Here is a 20615-nt window from a genome sequence, read left to right as displayed (position 1 = left end):
TAATTCAGCGGCATACATCAGAGAAGGCGCTGGCGTCATCGCCACAAAGGCAGTGACACCAGCGCCTTTTCAGACTCTATTCAGGGTCGGATCCAGGGTCAGGCTCCGATCAGATCCAGCATTTCAGGAACGGACTTCTTGCCGAACTCCACGGTCTCCTGGCCGTCCTTGCGGATCACGATGCAGGGGACGCTCATGACCTGGTACTGGTCCTTGAGCTCGGGGAAGTGGGCCAGGTCGTAGGCCTCGGCGCGCACCTTGCCGTTCTGGGCCGCCACCCGCTGTGCGGACAGGACCGTGGTCGGACACATGGTGCAGGTCAGGGAGACCAGCATCATCACGTCCACCTGGTCCTTGATGGCATCGATCCGGTCCGAGGTGGGCTGATCCACCTGCTGGCCGGGGCCCGCCGCATTGTAGAGGGCCAGGACGAAGGAGTTGAACTCGTGGCCGCTGGGCACGCCATGGAAGGCCAGCCCGGTCGGCTGGGAGACGCCCTGGTCGTCCACGCGGCAGATGCGCACGCTGGGGCGGGCATCGGGCAGGTCGCCGGCGGGATCGTAATCCTTGCCGTCCTCATCCGTGCGGGAGTCGACCCTGGAGGTCAGCTTGCCGCCGGAGAGCCCGACCAGCTCGTCCACGAAGGCCTCCAGCTCCTTGGAGACCTGGCTGCCGTCCAGGTCCAGGGCCAGCTCCAGTTTTCCGGTCATCTTGCCGAAGACCATGTCCAGCTGCTTGCGGATGTCCGGCCCGAAGAAGCCGGAGGTCTTGGCCGGGGCCTGGTCGTGCTCCTGGGCCACAGGCGCGGGCGAGGTGCCCGAGGCCAGTGCGGAGTTCTCGGCCTGCCGCTCGGAGCGGGCGTAAGGGGAATCGTCGGGCCGCGGCGGCACCAGGCCGGTCTTGTCCGACATATTGGAGGCGTAGCGCTCCAGCTCCACGGCGGCCACAGCGCCATCGGAGGTGGCGGTGATGACCTGGCGCAGGTTCTTGACCCGCAGATCCCCGGCGGCGTAGATGCCGGGCACCGAGGTCTCCAGGTAGCCGTGGGTCAGCACATAGCCGTGGTCGTCCAGATCCACCACGCCCTTGAGCATGCCGGTCTGGGGCACGTAGCCAGCGAAGACGAAGACGCCGAAGGTGCCGCCGTCCTGGGGCTTCCAGGTGGTGGTCTGTCCGCTCTTGCGATCCAGAATAGTGGCCTCGACCAGCCCGCCGGGGCCTGCGGAGACCCCCTTGAGCTCGGTGGAGTAGTGGATTTCGATCTTGTCGTTGTTCCGGGCCTCGTCAGCCACGGCGGCGTCGCAGGTGAAGTCCTCCTCGCGCACCAGCAGGGTCACCTTGGTGGCGTACTTGGTCAGGAAGACCGACTCCTCGGCTGCCGCGAACCCGCCGCCTACCACCAGGACCTCGCGCCCGGTGAAGAACTCGCCGTCACAGGTGGCGCAGTAGGCCACGCCGCGGCCCGCGTACTCCTGCTCCCCCTGGAAGCCGATCTTGCGGGGGCTGGCGCCGGTGGCGATCAGGATGCCGAAGGTGCGCAGGTCGCCCCGGGAGGTGTGGACCACCTTGATGTCGCCCTGGGCCTCGATGCCAGTGGCCTCGGCGCTCATGAACTCGGCTCCGAAGTTCTGGGCCTGCTGGCGCATGGTCTCGGTCAGCTTGCGGCCGTCGGTGCTGGCCACGCCCGGGTAGTTGACCACGTCGGCCGTGATGGTGATCTGGCCGCCGAAGTCGTCCTTCTCCAGGATCAGGGTGCGGTACCGCGCCCGTGCCAGGTAGAGTCCTGCGCTCAGGCCTGCAGGGCCGCCGCCGATGACGACCACGTCATAAAGATTCTTGTCTTCCGTCATGAATGCCTCTTCCGAAGGAATGCACGGATGTGCTGGTGTTGGATGCTGGTCGTGAATACAGAAAAGGGAACCCGCCCTGGTCGCTTCCGATCGGCGAGTTCCCGATGTTGGCAGCTGCGGATCAGAGCTGACCGACCAGATCCAGGCTGGGCTCGATGGTGTCCTCGCCGGGCTCCCACTTGGCAGGGCAGACCTGATCGCCGTGCTCGTAGACGAACTGGGAGGCCTGGACGCGGCGCAGCAGCTCGTCGGCGTTGCGGCCCACGTTGGAGGAGATGACCTCGTAGGCCACGACCTTGCCCTCAGGGGTCAGAATGAAGTCGCCGCGCTCGGCCTTGCCCTCGGCCTCGTTGTAGGTCTGCAGGTCCTTGGCCAGGGTTGCGGTCGGATCGGCCAGCATGGGGTACTGGACCTTGGCGATCTTCTCGTTGGCCTCGTGCCAGGCCTTGTGGACGAACTCGGTGTCGCAGGAGACGGAGTAGATCTCGCAGCCGATCTTCTTGAAGTCCTCGTACTTGCTGGCCAGATCCTCCAGCTCGGTGGGGCAGACGAAGCTGAAGTCCGCAGGATAGAAGAAGAGCAGAGACCAGTGGCCCAGCAAATCCTTCTTGGAGACCGGGAAGGTCTTGTTATCCTGGTAGGCCTGCGTGGTGAACTCAGTCAATTCGTGCTGAAGCTGTGACATGAAAAATCCTTTCGGGAGCGTTGAGAATGCCGGCTTGGAGCCGAACCTGCTTCCGTGTTTCATGCTAGTCAGGTAGCGCTGTATGGGGAAGACGGAGGTTCACCGCTTGGGTGTGACATAGGGCACATGGGGCGTCCATACCCTAGCATTGAAGGTATGGCATTATGGCTGAACATCCTGCTTATTTTCTTCTTCCTCCTGCTCGGTTCCGTCTTCTCGGGGACTGAGCTGGCGCTGGTCTCCCTGCGAGGCTCGCAGCTGGAGCAGATGGAGCAGCAGGACGCGCGCGGAGCCCGGGTGGCCCGCATCGCCCGCGACCCTAACACCTTTCTTTCCGCCGTGCAGATCGGCGTGACGCTGACGGGCTTCCTCTCGGCCTCCTTCGGCGCATCATCCATCGCCCCCTACGTGGTGCCCGTCCTGACCGGGTGGGGCGTGCACGAGGGTCTGGCCGGCACTCTGACCACGGTGATTCTGACTCTGATCATCTCCTACTGCTCCATCGTCATCTCCGAGCTGGTGCCCAAGCGGATCGCCATGCAACGCACCGAGGCCATCGCCCGGGCCGTCGTTCCGGCCATCGACGTCTTCACCACCCTGTGCAGGCCGCTGATCTGGCTGATCGGCAAGAACACCAACCTCATCGTGCGCATCCTGGGCTTCGACCCCCAGCAGACCGACACCGAGGTCAGCGACGACGAGCTGCGGATGCTGGTCTCCTCCAACACCAACCTGAGCAAGGACGAACGGATGATTCTGGGCGACGTCTTCGATGCCTCCGAGACCAGCGTGGCCGAGGTCATGCGCCCCCGGGCCGACGTGGTCTTCATCGCCGGGGACATGCCGCTGCAGGAGGCGGTCGAATTCGTACACGACGAGCCCTACTCGCGCTACCCGGTGACCGGCCGCGACTTCGACGACGTGCTGGGCTTCGTCCACGTGCGCGACCTGATGGACGTGCGCAACCCCCATGCCAAGACCGTGGCCGACGTGACCAGGCCCGGCATCGCCCTGCCCGGCACCTCCAAGCTCCTGCCCAGCCTGGAGAAGCTGCGCAAGAAGGGCATCCACCTGGCCGTGGTCATCGACGAGTACGGGGGCACCGACGGCATCGTCACCCTGGAGGACATGACCGAGGAGCTGGTGGGCGACATCCGCGACGAGTACGACCTGCCCGAGGAGCAGAATCCGGCCCATCCCCAGGCGACTGCTTTCGTCAACGGGGTTGCCACGGTCGACGGCGGCATGACCATCGAGGACTTCGCGGACCTGACCGGGATCGAGCTGGAGGACGGCCCTTATGAGACCCTAGCCGGCTACTTCCTGGCCCAGACCGGGCGCATGGGGCAGGTGGGCGACGTGATCCACTCCGACGACGGATATGACATGGCGGTAACCAAGGTGGACGGGCGCCGCATTGAGACCATCGAGGTCAGGCGGCGACAGCAAGCCGAGGACCAGGCTGGCGATGATGACGAAGCCAGCGAAGACGGCGAAGATAGGTCGAATTCCAAAGCGGGAGCAGACCGAGGATAACCCGACCGGGTCTAATCTGACCGAGACTACGCTACGACCAGAGCCCAGCTATGGTCTAGCTGAATCCCAGCTGGCAGTCAGCCGTGGACCGTCCTCACACCAGTCAAGGAAAAATGACTATCAGCGTAGCCGATGGTCCGTGAATGATTTCACTGGTTGATTCCGGCAAAATCCAAGCGTTTCCTTGCCTTTTCCTCTAGTCTGGAGATACAAGGTCGGGCTGACCCGACCGCAGGCATAATTTCATATTTAAGGAGCGATTATGGCATTGAACTTTACCGTACCGGGACTCGACGAAGCGACCAGCGAGAAGGTCATCGCCATCCTGCAGAGCCGTCTGAGCCAGGAACAGGAGACTGCCCTGATCCTCAAGCACGCCCATTGGAACATGAAGGGCAAGGAATTCATCGGCATCCACGAGATGATGGACCCCGAGGTTGATTCGGTGCTGAACATGGCCGACGAGACCGCAGAGCGCATCGCCACCCTGGGTGGCTCCCCCGCCGGGCGCCCTGACGACATCATGAAGAACCGCGACTGGGATGGCATCACCATGACCGGCCGCCAGGATGCCCTGGACTACCTGAAGGCCCTAGACACCTACTACACCACCTTCATCAAGCGCGACCGCGAGGCCATCAAGGAGCTGGACGACCTGGACATCGTCAGCTCCAACATTCTGCAGGACCATGTGCAGGAGCTCGAGCACTTCCAGTGGTTCATGCGCAGCCACCTGTTCTGAGTTGCTGAGCTACTCGGTTTCTGAGTTCTGAGAGCTCGTCACAGCTCCGATAAGCGGTAAGCCGGCGGCCCTGCATCGTGAAAGGTGCGGGGCCGCTGGCATTTTCTCTGACCGAGATAGACTGCTGGGCTTCAGGATAGAATAGACACTTGGGAGACGGCCGGGCGCTGCCTCACGCCGGGAAGACTGGTCGGCCATGGAAGACCGAACCCTATCCGCCCGACCAGGAGCATCAATGCCACCCACGCCTACCTTCCCAACATTCTCTATCAATCCACGTCGTCAGGATTACGACGATTCGAATCCGCAACAGAATCTCAAACCTTTCAATCCCAGGCAGTCGGATTCCCGGTCATCAGACACCCAACCGAATTCCGGACCGTCGGATTCCAAGCCATCGAATGCCCGACCATCAAATCCACAGCGTGGGCGGGGTGGATCTGACAGGGACCGGCACAACCGACTCCATCATTCAAACTTTTTCGCCGCCCTGTCATCCCTGGCTGAAAATGATCGGATCACCGGGCTATTCATGATGGCCTGCGCCCTGGCCGGGCTGATCCTGGCCAATCTGCCAGAGACCGGGCCGGGGCTGAACGCTCTTGCCGCTTGGTTTCCTCTGGACCTGCCCGGTGGACTGAGCCTGTCCCTGAAGGATTGGATACAGGACGGGCTGCTGACCATATTCTTCCTGACCATGGGCCTTGACCTGCGCCAGGAGGCTGCCACGGGCACTCTGCGCGACCACAGGCAGGTCCTGCTGCCCATGCTGGCCGCCCTGGGCGGTGTGGCCGTTCCGATCCTGATCTACTGCCTGTTCAACCTGGGCTCCCCTGCCGGGTTGCGCGGCTGGGCTGTCCCAACGGCCACCGATGTAGCCTTCTCCCTGGCGGCTCTGCAACTGCTCCTGCCCAAGGCCGGGCCCGCCCTGCAGGCCTTTTTGATGACTCTGGCCATCTTCGACGACCTGATCGGCGTCCTGCTGATCGCCCTGGGCTACTCCAGCTTGGGACAAACGAGCTGGCTGCTTGTCTGCCTGGCCGGCCTAGTGGTCTGGGCCCTGCTGGTCCGAGCGGCGAGCCGTTCCGCCCGGCTCTGGCGACCCTTGGTACCTCTCTGCTTGTTGGGCGCCCTTGGGGGCGGTCTGCTGGCCTGGTACAGCCTCTTCAAGGCTGGAATCCACCCTGTGCTGGCGGGAGTGGCGATGGGCCTATTGACTCCTGTTGCCAGGTCGAAGGCGTCTGAAGCGGAAGCGGCAGAAGCGGAAGAGCCTTCGGCCAGTACCGCGCCGAATTTAACTGAGCCAACCGAACATAGGCCAACCGATACAGAACCATCCGGTACCGAGCCGACCGAGACCCATCCACCAGTGACCAGTCAAGCCAATACCAAACCAGCTGGGTTTGAACCAACTGAGATTGAGCCAAACCGCAACCCGACGCTATCACCGGCTGAACGGCTGGACCACTTCCTGACCCCTTTGAGCGCCCTGGTGGTCCTGCCCCTTTTCGCCTTCTTCTCGCTGTCAATCTCCCTGGATCAGCTGGGACCCGGACTGCTGACGGACCGGGTCTTTTGGGGCGCCACTCTGGGACTGGCTTTGGGCAAGCCCCTGGGGATCATGACCATGCTGATCCTGGCAGGTCGTCTGGGACTGCGGCGACCTGCCGGCTCCACGACCGGGAACTTGATCGGCCTCTGTCAGCTCTGCGGAATCGGCTTCACCATGTCCTTCCTGATCGCCAACCTGGCCTTCGCCGGATCCCCGCACTTGGAGTCAGCCCTGCTGGGCGTGCTGGCAGGGTCGGTCCTGTCCGTACTCATCGTGGCCGTGGGCACTATCCCCGGTCGGCTGGGTTCCGCCAGGCACGTCTCATCCTGACTGCAGGACTCATCCCTCTGCCAGAGTCATCCCATGCCAGAATCTTCCCCTGCCAGAATCATCCCATGCCAATCTCGGTTTCCTACAGAATCGGCCCCCAACCAGACTCAGCTGCGACGGTAGAGCTTGGTGTAGGAGCCCTCGGCCCGGGGACGGACCACGATTTGGTCGATGTCCACAGTATCGGGCTGCTCCAGGGCCCAGGTGACGCATCCGGCGATGTCGTCGGCGGTCAGCGGATCGGGCACCCCGGCATAGACCGCGTCGGCCCGGTCGCTATCCCCGCCGAACCGCTTCAGAGAGAACTCGTCGGTGTGGACCAGGCCCGGAGCGATGTCGACCACGCGCACCGGCTGGCCAATCAGCTCCAGCCGCAGAATACGGGCCATGACCCGTTCTGCCGCCTTGGAAGCGCAGTATCCGCCACCGCCCTCGTAGGGCTCGATGCCTGCCGTCGAGGAGATGACCAGAACTGTGCCCTCCGACTCTTTCAGAGCCGGGAGCAGCTTCTGTATGACCCGCAGGGTGCCGATGACATTCAGCTCGTACATGCCGCTCCAGTCATCCAGGCTGGAGGTAGCCACCGGGTCCTTGCCGAAGGCTGCGCCGGCGCAGTTGACCAGAGCCTTGACCGGTCCGCCCTTGAGCACAGCATCGACGGCCGCCTGGGTGGAGTCCTCGTCAGTCACATCGCAGACCTCATAGGTGAAGCTCTGACCCAGCTGGTCAGCCAGAGCCTTGAGCTTGTCCTCGCGCCGGGCCAGGCCGACCACTTTCCAGCCCTTGTCAACCAAGGCCCGCACACTGGCCTGGCCGATGCCGCTGGAGGCGCCGGTCACCACGGCGCGCTTGGTTGTCTTCTTGGATTCCGTCATTTCAACTGCTCCTTCATGATCTATTGCCCCGGATCGGCTCCACACGCGCCTCCGGGCTACAGAGAGCCTGCCTAGCTGCTGCAGTGCCATCCCTCTTCCTCAACGCTAGCGCACCAACATGGGCTGCGGCAGTCTCCTGTCAGTCTTCGATGACCAATGTGGCACATCAAACCAGGCTTGAGTAGAGCCAGAACGAATCAAAGGCAGATTAGTTGAGTCAGAACAGAGCAAAGTCAGATCGGGCTGAATCAGACCGTATAGTCGGTCTAGATCGGGATAGGCAGGACGATCAAAAACCGATTCAACTTCGCACCAGATGGCCTAGCTAGGGTTTGGTCACGAATCTTCAGCACGGATGATGCCGCAGGTTCGTAATTTACAAGCTCCCAGTCCACAAGTTCCGGACTCATGAGGAGTGTATGACTCCAAGAGTCATGAATCTAGAAGTCATGGATCTCGAAGTCATAACTTCAGACGTCTAAGCTTTGCGGGTCACAAAACCAGATAGCGGTTGAGTCGACGACGGCGCTCGGTCCAGTCGGGCATATAGCGATCCATTCGCGCGCGGAAGCCGGGGCCGTGACCGTGCTCGTAGAGGTGGGTCAGCTCGTGAACCAGCACATACTCCAGCAGGTCAGGATCCAGCCAGGCCAAGTCGGTGTTGAGCCGGATGCTGGCAGTGGCGGGGGTGCAGGACCCCCAGCGGGTTTTCATCTTCCGCAGACTGATACGCTCAGGCCGGCGACCTACCACAGGGACCCACCGATCCAGCAGAGTCGGCAGCCTATCCTGGAGAATTCTCTTGGCTTCGGCCTCGGATCGTCCTGGCTGCAACTGACCATCGGCTCCAGGTTGGGCGTAGACATCGCGCGAGCGGGCCAGACGTTCTCTAGCGGTTGCGATCCAGCGGCGCTTGCCGTCGATAAAGGCACGAATCCGGTCGTCGCTCAGGGCCAGAGGCGCCGTCACTTCCAGATGGCCGTCAGGCGGCTTGACCCGCAGATAGACGTTGGCGATCCGCTTCCTAATGACCAGAACAGTCTCGCCACCGACCTCGAACTGTTCCGATCGGACTGGTTCCGCACGCCGTTTCCGCCTCATGACCCCCATTCTTCCGCCAAGACGCGACGCGACGCCGCCGAGATTGACTTGAGAGGACACTATGGTAAGCTATCCATTTGTGTGATTCTTCGGTCACACGGCATGGGCCTGTAGCTCAGCTGGTTAGAGCGCATCCCTGATAAGGATGAGGTCGGAGGTTCAAGTCCTCCCAGGCCCACGCATTCTTGCGCGGTTGAAGTTCTTTTCACATTCACGGGGCTATGGCGCAGCTGGTAGCGCATCTGCTTTGCAAGCAGAGGGTCGCCGGTTCGAATCCGGCTAGCTCCACAGGTAGGTTCTCTGCAAAGTCCTAGGCAGTTTCTTTTTTGCTACAAACTCTTTGCCTGTAGTGTTTCGGAGTCATTCTTTATCCCTACCCATACCTCATTCTTCACGAAACCTAATAATCAAGTGCTGTGAGAAGTTGCATCCCCCGAATATCCATGAACATTTAATGTCATGAAGGTAGGTCCGGCAACTTCAAGTCAGCTCTAGACAGAGTACGAGGACATGACTAGGTGCAAATACACTCTTGCCCATTAACGTGCGCCGGGCTAGAAAAGTGAGAGCAGCTTGTACCGTGGAAGAGGACAGCCTGTACGCATCAGGACTTTTCTGGAACTACTACTTGATTTTGTGAGGTTCTATCGCACTCGAGCGAAAATGGGAGAGCACTTCTCACACCAATTGGTCTAAGAGGGAAATATGTATACACTGAGAATAGCAACAACTTTGATTTTTTTCTTTGCCGATGCCACTGACGTGAATCAAAGCATGTCACTTTACAACCTGTATTATATAAGGCTCTACTGCCAAAGCTTCAAAGTACTAGATCAAGACCGCGACTGAAACGTTGGGAAGCACACTACTCCTTCAATATCCACACTGTTCTCATAACAATTAACACATAATAATTGACAACTGTATTCACAGTAGGCATTCATCGTCTCCATCACGAGTAACATCGCGTGTGCCTATATTGTTGCATGCCAAAGTAGGTAGCTTATCCATGCGCCCAACTACAAAACTTCACGTATAGATAAACTTGCACTGCATTTCCAAGTGCGACGTCTATCAACTAATGAAACTTAACTGAGGACGTCACCAGATTCATTGCTTTCATCTTCCGGCACCCAAATACCAGCCAGGACACACGCAGCAGTGTCACACAGATATTAGAGAATTGTTGTATAAGACACCAGACACTAGACTTAGCAGGTTAAACTATGCATAATGAAAGTGGAGCCAATATTTTTAACCACTTCATTTACACACGTAACAGACTTAGACGATCAGAGAATGGGCTTACCAGATTATCATTTCCAAGAATTTAATATTTCTACAATTCGCTCCGACTGTGACGGCCTCCCTCTTTCCAGAGACGCTTGCTTCATCAGTTGCCAATTTTCCTTATCTCAGATTATTTTGCTTCAACTATAGTTCTGTTAGCACGACCGCATATTCAACAACATACCCACAACGCCGAAACGAGTACTCATATTACTTCCTCCTTAATAATTGAGTTTATCGGCAAAAAAATATATGGGCCGCTAATTGTTGAGTACTTCTTAAGCATGCCCTTTTAAAGCGTCGATATCCTTTATCATATAATTTTCCAATTCCTAATAAACTAAAATAAGCCTTGATAGTATTCGGGATCATGCCTTCTTTAGATACCCTCGAGCAAGGATAAAATCACTCTATTTCAGAATTAGTATAAGACAAAACAACTATCGCCGCCGAGCAGTCAATCTCTCCGTAATTTTAGATCGCTCAACGCAAGCGTCCGTAACTCTTGAGAAGGCATCTAGCTTATATATTTTACCAGCAATCTACCGTACCTGTGTTATTCGATTCAAAAAGTCTTGCACTATAGCTTCATCGGTCTCAAGATCTCCAAAAGCTATCATCCATAACATATTAGTAATATTAAGAAATTATTATTTAGATCTATTTTTATCGAACTTAGTATTGGATTATGCGATGAAATGATCAGCCATTATCCTTTCAAGAATCCCAGATCAGTAAACCAGTGTGTCGTAAGACTTCTGTTTTGGACTTGGCTATTTTGATTAGTTAGTATCAGCTGTCTATCGTTAACGACTCTTAGTGGTTTCCTCAGGTTCTAGTAGTTTTTGGGACTGATTAGAAAGTAAGTTGGGTATGAATGAACAACTGCAATGTTAGTTAGCTTCAACCTTACTGCCGTCTTTTTCTCTATAATTTAATAGTGCACTATATACACTGATAATAAGGAGAAGGTAATGGTACGTCTTTATGTTATCGGTAATGGTTTTGATCTTATCCACAAGTTGCCAACCTCGTGGGAGGATTTCATCTATTCCTCTGCTGGGGCGTTATGGAACTCAAATATTTTTGAAGATCCGGACGATCCTGAACACCCGTGGGCGGATTTAGAAAGCAATCTCGGCAAACCTAACGTAGAAGAAATATGCGAACAGCTTAAGGAAAACTACGAACAAACAATATCCACAATGGATACGGACTCAGGAGGCAACGTCTCACCCTTTAATCTAAATTTATCAAGTAGCCTAGATATAGGTCCTGATGTGTATGACCAAATTGCAGAAAATGTGAAAGAGTGGATCAGCAGCGTTAGTCTTGAAGGAGTTCGTCCTATTCCGAAGTGGCCCTTGCCAAGTGATCTATTTATTACCTTTAACTATACAATGCTGCTTGAAGAAGTATATGGGGTTAAAAAAAATCAGATTTGCCATATCCATGGTTCTGTCAAATCGGCTAAAATCATTGTGGGCCATGGTTCTGATGTCGAAGTGAGAGGCCTTTCACAGATAGAAGGCAGCGAATATGATCCGTATCCTAATCAGCCCGATATCTCTCAGCGGGAAGTGGAAGCTGAATTACGCGACATTGCTGAAGATGTGGGTCTGAGACTTATTGAAGTTACTAAGAAAAATATTGATTCAGGTTTCGATAATCTCGACGACTTTCTAAAGCGGATAAGCGGAAAGCAAGTGAAGGAAATTATCGTTATCGGCCACTCACTAGGAGACGTCGACAAACCCTATATCAACAAGCTGGCATTGGCGTATCCACAAGCGCAATGGACTGTTACTTATCACGGCGATAAATGCCGAAAAGAAGACAACAACCGGAAAAGCGAAATGTGCTCAAGGGCAAAAGCAAATGGCATACCCTTGAAGGGGTTAACAATAATAAGGTCTAAGCAGTACTTCGACAGCTTGTAATCGTTAAGCCCGAAAAGATTATTTGCCCCCCCCCCAAAAAAATCATAGACACGCAGCTTACCTCGACACAACCGGTTAACAACGGCTATCTAAACTTGATACGCCTATTTTAGTTTACGGGGGGGGGGGGGGCGACGGGCATTGGAATTTATGATATCCATGCCCATCCAATCACGAATCGGCATTCACCTTGAACTTCCGCCACCTTTTATGCGCTTTCACCGCACCAGTTCGATTGAGTTGCTGTGACGTCACAGTATTATTACCACCCTAGGGGCCAGAATGAGGGTCTATCCTGCGCGTTGATCGGAGGCAAGGAGTCAACGATCTTCATCGTCTCGATTGACACGGTGACAACTGATTCGAGCAAATCGATGATATATCTGGGATTGCCGCTCTCTCGTACCCAATCGTTAGGATCATTAGTAATCCCACTGGCTCTATCGGTTTTCACTCGATACTGATCCATGACCCATTCAATAGCCGACCGGCCTGATACCTTGTATCGATACGCCTCCTCGGGAATGTTCCGCAAGGATACCTTATCGTTAATGATGATCGTCGACCTGTCCTTGCCTTGAGGGTTGTCTTCAGATTTCGTAGTGCGTCCGAATTGGAGCTTCTGCACTCTTCCTGGATCAGAATGGTCGGCATCTTCAGACCAATCCTCAACTATGCGGCCGTTCTGACCATTCTCGGTGCTCACATAGCGTTCAACGTTCTCATACTCCACATGCAATGTCGCAAGGCGGCGGCCCGCGAGCTGATACGTGTCGAAATCAGCAGCAAATGGGATCCGAGGCAATTCCTTGCGGAGATTCGCAGAGAAACGCTCACGATACTCAGGACTGTGCAGCAATCCATATGCATAGTAGAAAATACATTCTTTCGCCGCTGATACATCTTTCGCATGCAGGGAACGGTTATCGGGATATGCAGCGCGGAACACGCGCAACGTGTCATCCGTGATGGCATCATGCCTGATATATCGTTTGCCCTGACTGTCATTCACGATAAGGTCGCCAGGCTTAAGAAGGGATGCATGTCCAAGATCAAGTTCACCCTCTGGAACCTTCCTGGAATCATCTATCGCCTCATACCAATACAAGGGGAAGCACTGACCTTTTTGCACTGCATCGAGGCAGACGGTTTCTTCTGAGATTAAACACGAAAAACCCGTGTTGCCAACACCTGAAACATCTATCACTCGATTAACGAAAGGCGAGAGGGCTGTCTCACGTTGTATATGCATACCAGTAGCCGACGTTGTTTCAGGCGTTGATAAAGCAGGGGGGAACAGCGACAAGTTACGAAATATTCTATGAATAAGAGAGCCATCGTAATACAACCATTTTTTCGTAAATGGACGGTAGAGACTGTAGACAAGATGCTCATCGGAATACAGTAGTTGCTTTTCTCTCGCGAATAATTGATATAGAGAACTGCTCCACTTGATCAAATGAGCATCCCTCACGACAAAATCTTCGATTGGCTGTTTTCTCCCATCTGCTTTCCATCTTGATAACTCAGAATTATATGTCTTCAACAAACGTTGAATATTATTCTGTACCTCATTAAAGGAAAATCCATAGCAGAACGCATCACGATTAGTATTGATACCCAGAGAATATGTGGCAAACATCCCTGGTATCCGTTTGCGTTTGCCCAGTGCGAGAGGAGCATAATTATCAAAGGAATCATCCCTTTGAGATAGCCAATCGCCATGCTCATCGGGAATTAATATCTGCCATTCAAATTCTTCCCCATCTGCAGATTCGTCTATAGTCGCAAGTTTTTCGTCACGTGAAAGATAATCACCAATGTCACGATAGTGCACAATACCTTGATGATCAGCTTCTTGATCACGAATCAACAGGGTTACGGCTATTGATGTACGAGTGCCTCCTCCAAACACATTTCCTGACTCTTTTTTCCTCTCAATTCCCTTGCCTAATGCATTTCCGCGAAGGTTGAATACGTATATATCGCTGAACTCGTTACATAGAGCCTTGCGGAATCCGTTAAAAGCGATGCTGTAAAGCCATCCACCATTGCTCACAAACCCTATAATGCCCTTGCCATCGCGATTAACACCTGCAATTCTGTCAGAGGACCAGCGGAACGCACGAATATATGAATCATAGATCTGACGCTTGTTCGAAGATGATGAAGTAGCCACATAGGTTTCCTCTATGCGCGAGTCAAGCGTTTCATAGTGATCGTTGGCATTGTTCTCATTCGCTGACTTCTGGCCTGCAGAATATGGCGGATTACCGAATATGACAGTGATGGGCTGTTCATTCTCACGCTGCACACGTTCACTGTTCGCCATAAACACTGACTGGTCTATGGTGTCGTTATCTTCCGAAGTCTGGAAAGTGTCAGTAAGTACCCCGCCCGGGAAGGGGACGTAGAACGAGTTGCCTTTGTCACCAACTTTCCCAGACTTGGCTAGCTCCATCTGTACGGAGTAGAACGCGGATTCGATGTTGACCATCGCTATGTAGTAGGCGAGCAGCATAATCTCGTTCGCATAGATCTCATGCTCATACTTGTAGCGCAAGTTCTCAGCAGGAATGAGTCCGGAACGCAGCAGCTCAACGATGAAAGTGCCGGTTCCTGTAAACGGGTCAAGGATCGTAACGCCCCGATCGCCTATATGCTTTCCGAAATGCTCACTAAGCTGGCGGTCCACGGCGTGAATAATGTAGTCTACGATTTCCGTGGGCGTGTAAACGATACCGAGCTTCTTGGAGTCATCCTTGAACGCGTTGCGGAAGAACGACTCGTAGAGATTCTTCACCAGCGCCTGACGAGCGGATTCATCACTGTGCACAGCCGAAGCAGAAAGTCTCACCTGGGCATAGAGTTCCGACAACTCGTGTTGTGGATCGGCCTTGTTGATTAACGGTTCAAGCAGCTTGGTAATGGGCTCGAGAGCCTGTGAAACGGGATTGGCTTGGACGAAGCTCCGGCCCTGCGAATCCTTCTGCTGGACAAACAGTGCGTCGAAAATAGGCGCGGTAAGTATATGCTGAGCGAGCATGCCTATCGCGTCATCTCGGTCGATGCCTGGATTCAAAGTATCCCGCAGTCCTTGAAGGAATATGTTGAATGCTGTCCCGACCTGCGCATCATCGACAATGGCAGCATTAATGGCTTTCACTGTGGTCTTCGCAATCTTTGCCACAGAATCGGCCCAATCATCCCAGTAAGCAGTATCCCCGCACTTCTGAACCAATTTGGCTTGAAAACTTTCCGAAACCTGCTCGTCGAATCCCAGCTCGCCTTGCACCATAGCGGTTAGAGATCCCTGATCTCCATTCAGCGCTTCCTCATCGTTACCGTACTGGTCTATAAAGTCACCCCGGCCAACACGATTCGATTTATTTGGCTTACGACGACGTTTATTCTGCTCAGCCTGACGATGCAGACTCAACGCATTAATGCGCGCATCCAAACGCTCGTCATGGGAACGAAGGGATTGCAAAATTTTCCAGACTGTCTCGAAATCAGAACTGGCGAGCACGTCATTAGCATTAGAATCATCCGGAACCACAACTGGCAAGATGATATACCCATACTCCTTATTCTCAGCCTTGCGCATCACGCGACCGACAGCCTGAACGATATCGACCTGCGAAGCCCGTGGCTGAAAGAAGATCACTGCATCCAACTGTGGCAAATCAACACCCTCAGTAAGACATTTTGCGTTGCTCAGGATACGGCATTCACCTTCAAGAGGAGGTTCATCCAACCATGAAAGTAGCTTGCTACGCTTTTTAGCTGGCATACTACCGTCGATGTGTTTGACGTTCGCTTCCAAGAGACCTTCCACTTCATTCCCGCTCTTCATCTGCTGAGCAAGATATCGGAAGACTACATCATTGAAACCGTCTGCGAGCGCCTTTGAATCGGCAATACGCCTTGTAAATGCAACCGCCTTTCGTAACGGTCGCACCGCCTGTGTCCCAGTTTTCCCCTCTGATTGCGGCTGAGGTTGGTTGCCCATCACCGCGAATTGTACCTGTTCACCTAACCCTGTATTTATGTCCACAGATTTCAGGACGCCGCCGTTATGCACCCCTCGGGTCAGCAACCCATTCCAAGCACCAATAATCTTCCCAGCAAACGACTGTGCCTGCTTGGCTATCTCGGCTCTGCGCCTTTCTGCCAACTCATCACGATTAGGCCGGCGCGATTTACGACGTAAATCTTCTATCTTATCGTATTCCTTGCGCATTGCCTGCGTATTAGTCATTTCACTCTTGAGATTTGAAGCTTGACCCTGAGCAACGCCGAGCACCAATACGCGATAATCAGTCAGAATTCCCTGTGCTACAGCGGAGCCGAACTTAAGTCGATGAAACTCTGGTCCGAATACATTCTCGTCATCCATCGAATAGGCGGTATAGTCCTCGCGTCTAGCCTGATCTTTTGCAGCATCGGCGTATACTTTCGGAGTAGCCGTCATATACAATCTTTTATTAGACTTAAGTAACTTAGCATCATGCACCAAAACGAACGGAGAAACTTTGCGCTTGTTGTCGGCAGCACCAGCCGTGCGATGGGCCTCGTCACAAATCACTAAGTCGAAATCAGGCATGCCCATGCGCTGCGCATCTATAGTGGTTTGTATTGATTGATAGGTAGAGAACACTACTGAAAGGACATCATCCGTACTAGATAGCTCAACATTGCGTTTTAAAATTGACGCATCAGTTGTAGTCGGAAATGGCACATCAAGTATCGAAAGGAGCCATTCGTCCGTATCTTCGCCTTCTCTTTTTTTTACTGTTCCATCCGAACACACGATGTATCCGACTATGCGATCCATCGCTTGGTGAGTCCAGTACTTGAAAGTCTGCGACACCAAAGCTATGGATGGGGCTAGGAACAACACTCTGAAAGGTTTGCCACGCAAATTCGGAAACTGATCATTGCGTCGTTGTTTCATCTCTTCGGCAAGACGAAGTGCAGTCAAGGTCTTACCCGTGCCGCACGCCATGATTAGTTTACCCCGATCGTGTGTTTCAAACCCATGGAGACAATCGTTTATCGCCTTTTGCTGATAAGGGCGCGGCGAAAACTTGCGGACACTCGCCGACGGAAGAAATTCTGACCAATCGACCAAATCGCCACTTAAGTCGCTTGAATCAATAATGGTAGCGCCAAATTCTTTAGCCTCCGCAGAGAGAGTTTCTGTAAGACCTGCTCCCGTATGTACGATAATGAAGTTTCCGCGTTGGACTTTTCTCGCGATCCCAGTAACGAAGAATGAAGATATATCGTTCTGATTAAGGATATGGTCGTCCGCAACATATTTACACTGAATCGCCCACAATGAGCCATTAAAACTACGCGCTACTAAATCAATACCGGTGTCATTCCGGGGCAAGTTATGAGGTTTCCCAAGCGCGTCCTTGGTTAGAAGTGGATTACCCTCCTCCGACCACATCCAGACATCACAAAATATTGGAGCCCACGCAGCGTCATGAGTAAGAAAATATTTTGTCGCCAATTCGAAAGCCGTCCCACGGATTCTCTCCCCGCCTTCTACACGGGCTGCCGGCGATTTCTCTATAATATCGAGAACATCTTGAAAGACTGTCATACCAGTATATTATCTATAACAACTGCGACATATCAAATTTTAAATCACTAGCAGGTTTGTGTGATTAACAGCGTCATCCGAGTGGACTGTCATTCACACAACCTGCCATGTATAAAAAATGCTTAGTCTTAATTGTTATAATATATCCTGCCGATTAATTTACGACAGCGAGAGAATTCAACTCCGATAGCTATAACGCGTGGGCACAAGAATGCGATCGACCAAAATACCTACACATAATGAATAAACTAATTTCATCCGATGTGGAGCATACACCTGAGAATTACAGCATATAGGAAGAACCATCGAAAGCAAATACGATTATCAATACTTAACGCTCCACGATGTGTGATACGTAATCGCTTGCGAAGGAATCTTCTACTTCAAAGATCCTGCTCGGCTTAATAACCACTACAGGTCATCGATTGATAGATCGTATGTATTTAATAGTTTATATTTAGTTGTGTGTTATGTTACAACGTTCGATTTCGTGTACCTGTTCATCGAAGAATTGCACTCGAAGCGTTCGGTAGTCTGACGCAGTTTCGATAGAAACCAATTATGCAGCACAGCTAAATTAGGTATTGCACTAACAAAAAAGTTGCCTCCTGTTAGGATGATCAAGCTCTACAGACTAAAAAATAATTGACAAAAATAGCAGATTTTTATGCTCTCCATAGTTTGGCAGAAGACTACGCCGAACGAAGTGCCCATTTTTTGAGTGAGAATATAATCTATTACTCAAAGTCACTATCTGAAACTTGCCGTGCTCTCGCTATTGCATCGGCCGATTCATTCTCTATAACGTATAGCAACGCTACGGATGCTGACCATGGATTATCCAAGTCATAATTCTCGTCGTCCGACTTCCCACTTTTGTGCTTAGGACTTCCCGGAATTTCCAACAACCAGTCACCATGCGGATATTTAAAATACTCCCAGTATATCTTCCGCGGTTCCCAATCTGAGTGTACAAAGCGATTTAAACCTTTGTTTGCTATGTCTATCGCCGCTTCGTTTGGATCTCGGGGGATGCCGGATATTGGCGGTAAATCCTGACCAGTCTGGGCAAGCACTAAACCTGTGGGCTTATCTCGTTTAATGTTTTGTAATCTACAAAGCAATTCAGAGCTGTTCTTAGACTGTATGGCATTACATAGTGACTCAGCATGTTCAAGTGCAAATCGGGACAATACAGCAGATGTGTCCACCTCACCTCTATTTAGGTGTTCTGTTATAGACAGTTCCAGTTCCAACAGACAGTGGATTCTCAGCCACGTCCATCCATATACTGCTGAAGCGCCATCATGATTGAAGTATTTCGTTGGAATGCAGTCGTCTTCAAACACTTTGAGCTGTTGTGCAAGGTGATTCGTCCACTTTCCCGTCCACCAGTCCCAGCTCGGGACAGGGTGCAGAGACAGTGTCCACGCGCCCAGGTGGGTTTGATAATTGTACGGCCCAAAACTTCCTAACGGATCTTCTAGATAAAATCGACGCATACTAAGGTCGCAGGTAGAAGAGCCCTGCTTCGAAGACAAAAGAGTGCGCCACGCCTTCCTGACTTTATACCAACTCAAGCGGAAACCTTCTGTAGCGACTATTGCTGCCGTAAGGATGGTTATACCACCTTTGCACCATTGGTCGTCTGTCCAGTATGGTTCCCGAGGAACATTAAGAATATAACCACCCGAAACTTTAGATAGATATAAATCCACTAGATGTCGAGTTGGATGCGCTAGGCTACATAGCGATTGATATAGATTAGGTAAGCTGGGCCAACTATTCGTATCTGCAACAATCTGCGCCAATCGATTAATTCTGCCTGTAATCGTTTTTTGTTGATCTTGCGATTTCCCACGACCCGTGAAGAGCTTATAAATCAATCCGGAGCTATCTTGCAGATTATCGTGTTCCTCAATTGTCTTAGCATAAAAAAATAAACGAGCAGATACTTCCAGAGCAGCTCTGACTTCAACTGCGGAGACGACGAACCGCCCCCTAGCCAAATCTCTCATTGACGACTCAACAAGTTCGGCAGTTAGTTGAAGGTGAGAAAACCAAGCCGCTATTAAGTAATCAGGTGCATGCTCTTTCCATGAACACGAATCGGGGGCAGGGATATCCGGTCTACCGTCACGATTCGGTTTTATTCCATCAATTATTAAACTATATGAATAGCCTAATCCTTCATCGGTGTCGTCGAACTCGACGTTATAACATGGAATGCCAAACATAGCCTCTGGCACTAGTAAAGTCCTGAAGGCAAAAAGATAGCGTTCCGGATCCTTTATCTGGCTTTGTCCCTGAAGCCAGTTTGGTATGTGCAAGTCTGGACGCGGAGGGACACTATAGTTTTTTCTGTAACTCCAATCTGCATAATGATGGACGCTACGCATTTTTGATGGTACAGCCGGTTCGAAATCCATGATAATAGTGCCCCCTAATCTACTTATGCGCATGAGAGAATACGTCTTATCTAAGAAAGATTACCACAATACCGCGGCCAAGCTTAGTGCCTTAATAGTTCACGCATCATTGTCATTGGTTAGGAAGTACGGCATTTTTTCTTCTGATCTGCTTATCCCTAAATGTTATTCATGTTCTTAGTCGCAATAGTGTCAAGCCCCAACTGATCAGTCTGTGCTTCGAGTGGATACTTGCATACTTTGACTTATTCTATAAGTTTCTTTCTTTTCAACTCACGATAGTATGGCCACCCCTTCGCCACTTCAAAGTATACGTTCATAAAGTTCCGCCTATCCTTATCACTCTGTTGATCATATAAATCCCGACATTATTGACATATAACGTTGATTATGTTGCTGGCTTTCGCAGTTTGATTCCAATACAGATTTAACAATCACCGATTCTCTTCTAGATGTTTCTTGAAGGTCTTTTCAAGAGCGCACGGATTCGCCATAATTTTAATTTATTGAATATTTTTGATCGCACACAGTCAAAATATATTGTAATAATTTCAAGTAGAGGCATCGAATTAAGGCGAGCGTCGGTATTAAGTTTGATTCATAGTGCCAGCTGTATTACGACAATCTTTTCAACGACTTGCGAAAAGTTCTTGACAAGAGGGCATACAACA

The 20615-nt window shown here is 52.4% G+C and carries 10 protein-coding genes and 2 tRNA genes; 6 read left to right on the top strand and 6 right to left on the bottom strand.

The annotated features are described in order from the left end of the window. Positions 1-98: 98 nt before the first annotated feature. Both RAM15_RS00215 and RAM15_RS00210 read right to left on the bottom strand, forming a co-directional pair. Entirely contained in the window at positions 99-1850 is a 1752-nt protein-coding gene (locus tag RAM15_RS00215) for an FAD-dependent oxidoreductase (RefSeq protein ID WP_306221569.1), read from the bottom strand. A 121-nt stretch (positions 1851-1971) separates the two neighbouring features. Next, a complete protein-coding gene (locus RAM15_RS00210) occupies positions 1972-2535 on the bottom strand; it encodes a peroxiredoxin (protein ID WP_015021096.1) in 564 nt (187 codons plus the stop codon). A gap of 156 nt (positions 2536-2691) precedes the next feature. Between RAM15_RS00210 and RAM15_RS00205 the strand changes: the two genes are divergently transcribed. From RAM15_RS00205 to nhaA, 3 genes are all read left to right on the top strand, one after another. After that, positions 2692-4071 carry a hemolysin family protein gene (locus tag RAM15_RS00205; RefSeq protein WP_306221568.1) on the top strand — a complete coding sequence of 460 codons (1380 nt, stop codon included), beginning with the start codon at positions 2692-2694 and terminating at the stop codon, positions 4069-4071. Positions 4072-4333: 262 nt separating this feature from the next. Further along, on the top strand, positions 4334-4813 hold the full coding sequence (locus RAM15_RS00200; RefSeq protein WP_015021094.1) for a Dps family protein: 480 nt from the start codon (positions 4334-4336) through the stop codon (positions 4811-4813). Between the two features lie 196 nt (positions 4814-5009). Further along, positions 5010-6695: a Na+/H+ antiporter NhaA gene (gene nhaA / locus RAM15_RS00195; RefSeq protein WP_306221567.1), complete on the top strand. Its 1686-nt coding sequence runs from the start codon at positions 5010-5012 to the stop codon at positions 6693-6695. 107 nt (positions 6696-6802) lie between these two features. On the opposite strand, the gene RAM15_RS00190 is transcribed toward nhaA, so the two are convergent. Together RAM15_RS00190 and RAM15_RS00185 are read right to left on the bottom strand one after the other, a co-directional pair. Continuing rightward, positions 6803-7570: an SDR family oxidoreductase gene (locus tag RAM15_RS00190; protein WP_306221566.1), complete on the bottom strand. Its 768-nt coding sequence runs from the start codon at positions 7568-7570 to the stop codon at positions 6803-6805. A gap of 492 nt (positions 7571-8062) precedes the next feature. Further along, the gene (locus tag RAM15_RS00185) at positions 8063-8671 is read right to left on the bottom strand and encodes a M48 family metallopeptidase (protein WP_306221565.1); all 609 of its coding nucleotides are present in this window, start codon (positions 8669-8671) and stop codon (positions 8063-8065) included. A 104-nt stretch (positions 8672-8775) separates the two neighbouring features. On the opposite strand from RAM15_RS00185, the gene RAM15_RS00180 reads away from it, so the two are divergent. From RAM15_RS00180 to RAM15_RS00170, 3 genes are all read left to right on the top strand, one after another. After that, positions 8776-8849, top strand: a tRNA-Ile gene (locus RAM15_RS00180). A 37-nt stretch (positions 8850-8886) separates the two neighbouring features. Further along, positions 8887-8959: transfer RNA gene (locus RAM15_RS00175), tRNA-Ala, on the top strand. Positions 8960-10935: 1976 nt separating this feature from the next. Continuing rightward, positions 10936-11901 (top strand): bacteriophage abortive infection AbiH family protein, encoded by a 966-nt coding sequence (locus tag RAM15_RS00170; RefSeq protein ID WP_306221564.1) that lies wholly within the window; start codon positions 10936-10938, stop codon positions 11899-11901. 262 nt (positions 11902-12163) lie between these two features. Here RAM15_RS00170 and RAM15_RS00165 read toward each other — a convergent pair whose 3' ends face one another. Beyond that, positions 12164-17515 carry a type ISP restriction/modification enzyme gene (locus RAM15_RS00165; RefSeq protein ID WP_306221563.1) on the bottom strand — a complete coding sequence of 1784 codons (5352 nt, stop codon included), beginning with the start codon at positions 17513-17515 and terminating at the stop codon, positions 12164-12166. A 737-nt stretch (positions 17516-18252) separates the two neighbouring features. Further along, positions 18253-19944: a hypothetical protein gene (locus tag RAM15_RS00160; protein ID WP_306221562.1), complete on the bottom strand. Its 1692-nt coding sequence runs from the start codon at positions 19942-19944 to the stop codon at positions 18253-18255. Positions 19945-20615 lie beyond the last annotated feature (671 nt).

Origin of the sequence: Bifidobacterium asteroides (genome assembly GCF_030758775.1) — a bacterium.
Taxonomy (GTDB): domain Bacteria; phylum Actinomycetota; class Actinomycetes; order Actinomycetales; family Bifidobacteriaceae; genus Bombiscardovia; species Bombiscardovia kimbladii.
Note: the sequence above shows the minus strand (reverse complement) of the source record. Positions and strands in the feature narration are given on the sequence as shown.

Coding starts and splice junctions, on each gene's coding strand:
- RAM15_RS00160 (WP_306221562.1), bottom strand. CDS start 19,944: ATGGATTTCGAACCGGCTGTACCATCAAAAATGCGTAGCGTCCATCAT.
- RAM15_RS00170 (WP_306221564.1), top strand. CDS start 10,936: ATGGTACGTCTTTATGTTATCGGTAATGGTTTTGATCTTATCCACAAG.
- nhaA (WP_306221567.1), top strand. CDS start 5,010: ATGGAAGACCGAACCCTATCCGCCCGACCAGGAGCATCAATGCCACCC.
- RAM15_RS00215 (WP_306221569.1), bottom strand. CDS start 1,850: ATGACGGAAGACAAGAATCTTTATGACGTGGTCGTCATCGGCGGCGGC.
- RAM15_RS00185 (WP_306221565.1), bottom strand. CDS start 8,671: ATGAGGCGGAAACGGCGTGCGGAACCAGTCCGATCGGAACAGTTCGAG.
- RAM15_RS00210 (WP_015021096.1), bottom strand. CDS start 2,535: ATGTCACAGCTTCAGCACGAATTGACTGAGTTCACCACGCAGGCCTAC.
- RAM15_RS00205 (WP_306221568.1), top strand. CDS start 2,692: ATGGCATTATGGCTGAACATCCTGCTTATTTTCTTCTTCCTCCTGCTC.
- RAM15_RS00165 (WP_306221563.1), bottom strand. CDS start 17,515: ATGACAGTCTTTCAAGATGTTCTCGATATTATAGAGAAATCGCCGGCA.
- RAM15_RS00200 (WP_015021094.1), top strand. CDS start 4,334: ATGGCATTGAACTTTACCGTACCGGGACTCGACGAAGCGACCAGCGAG.
- RAM15_RS00190 (WP_306221566.1), bottom strand. CDS start 7,570: ATGACGGAATCCAAGAAGACAACCAAGCGCGCCGTGGTGACCGGCGCC.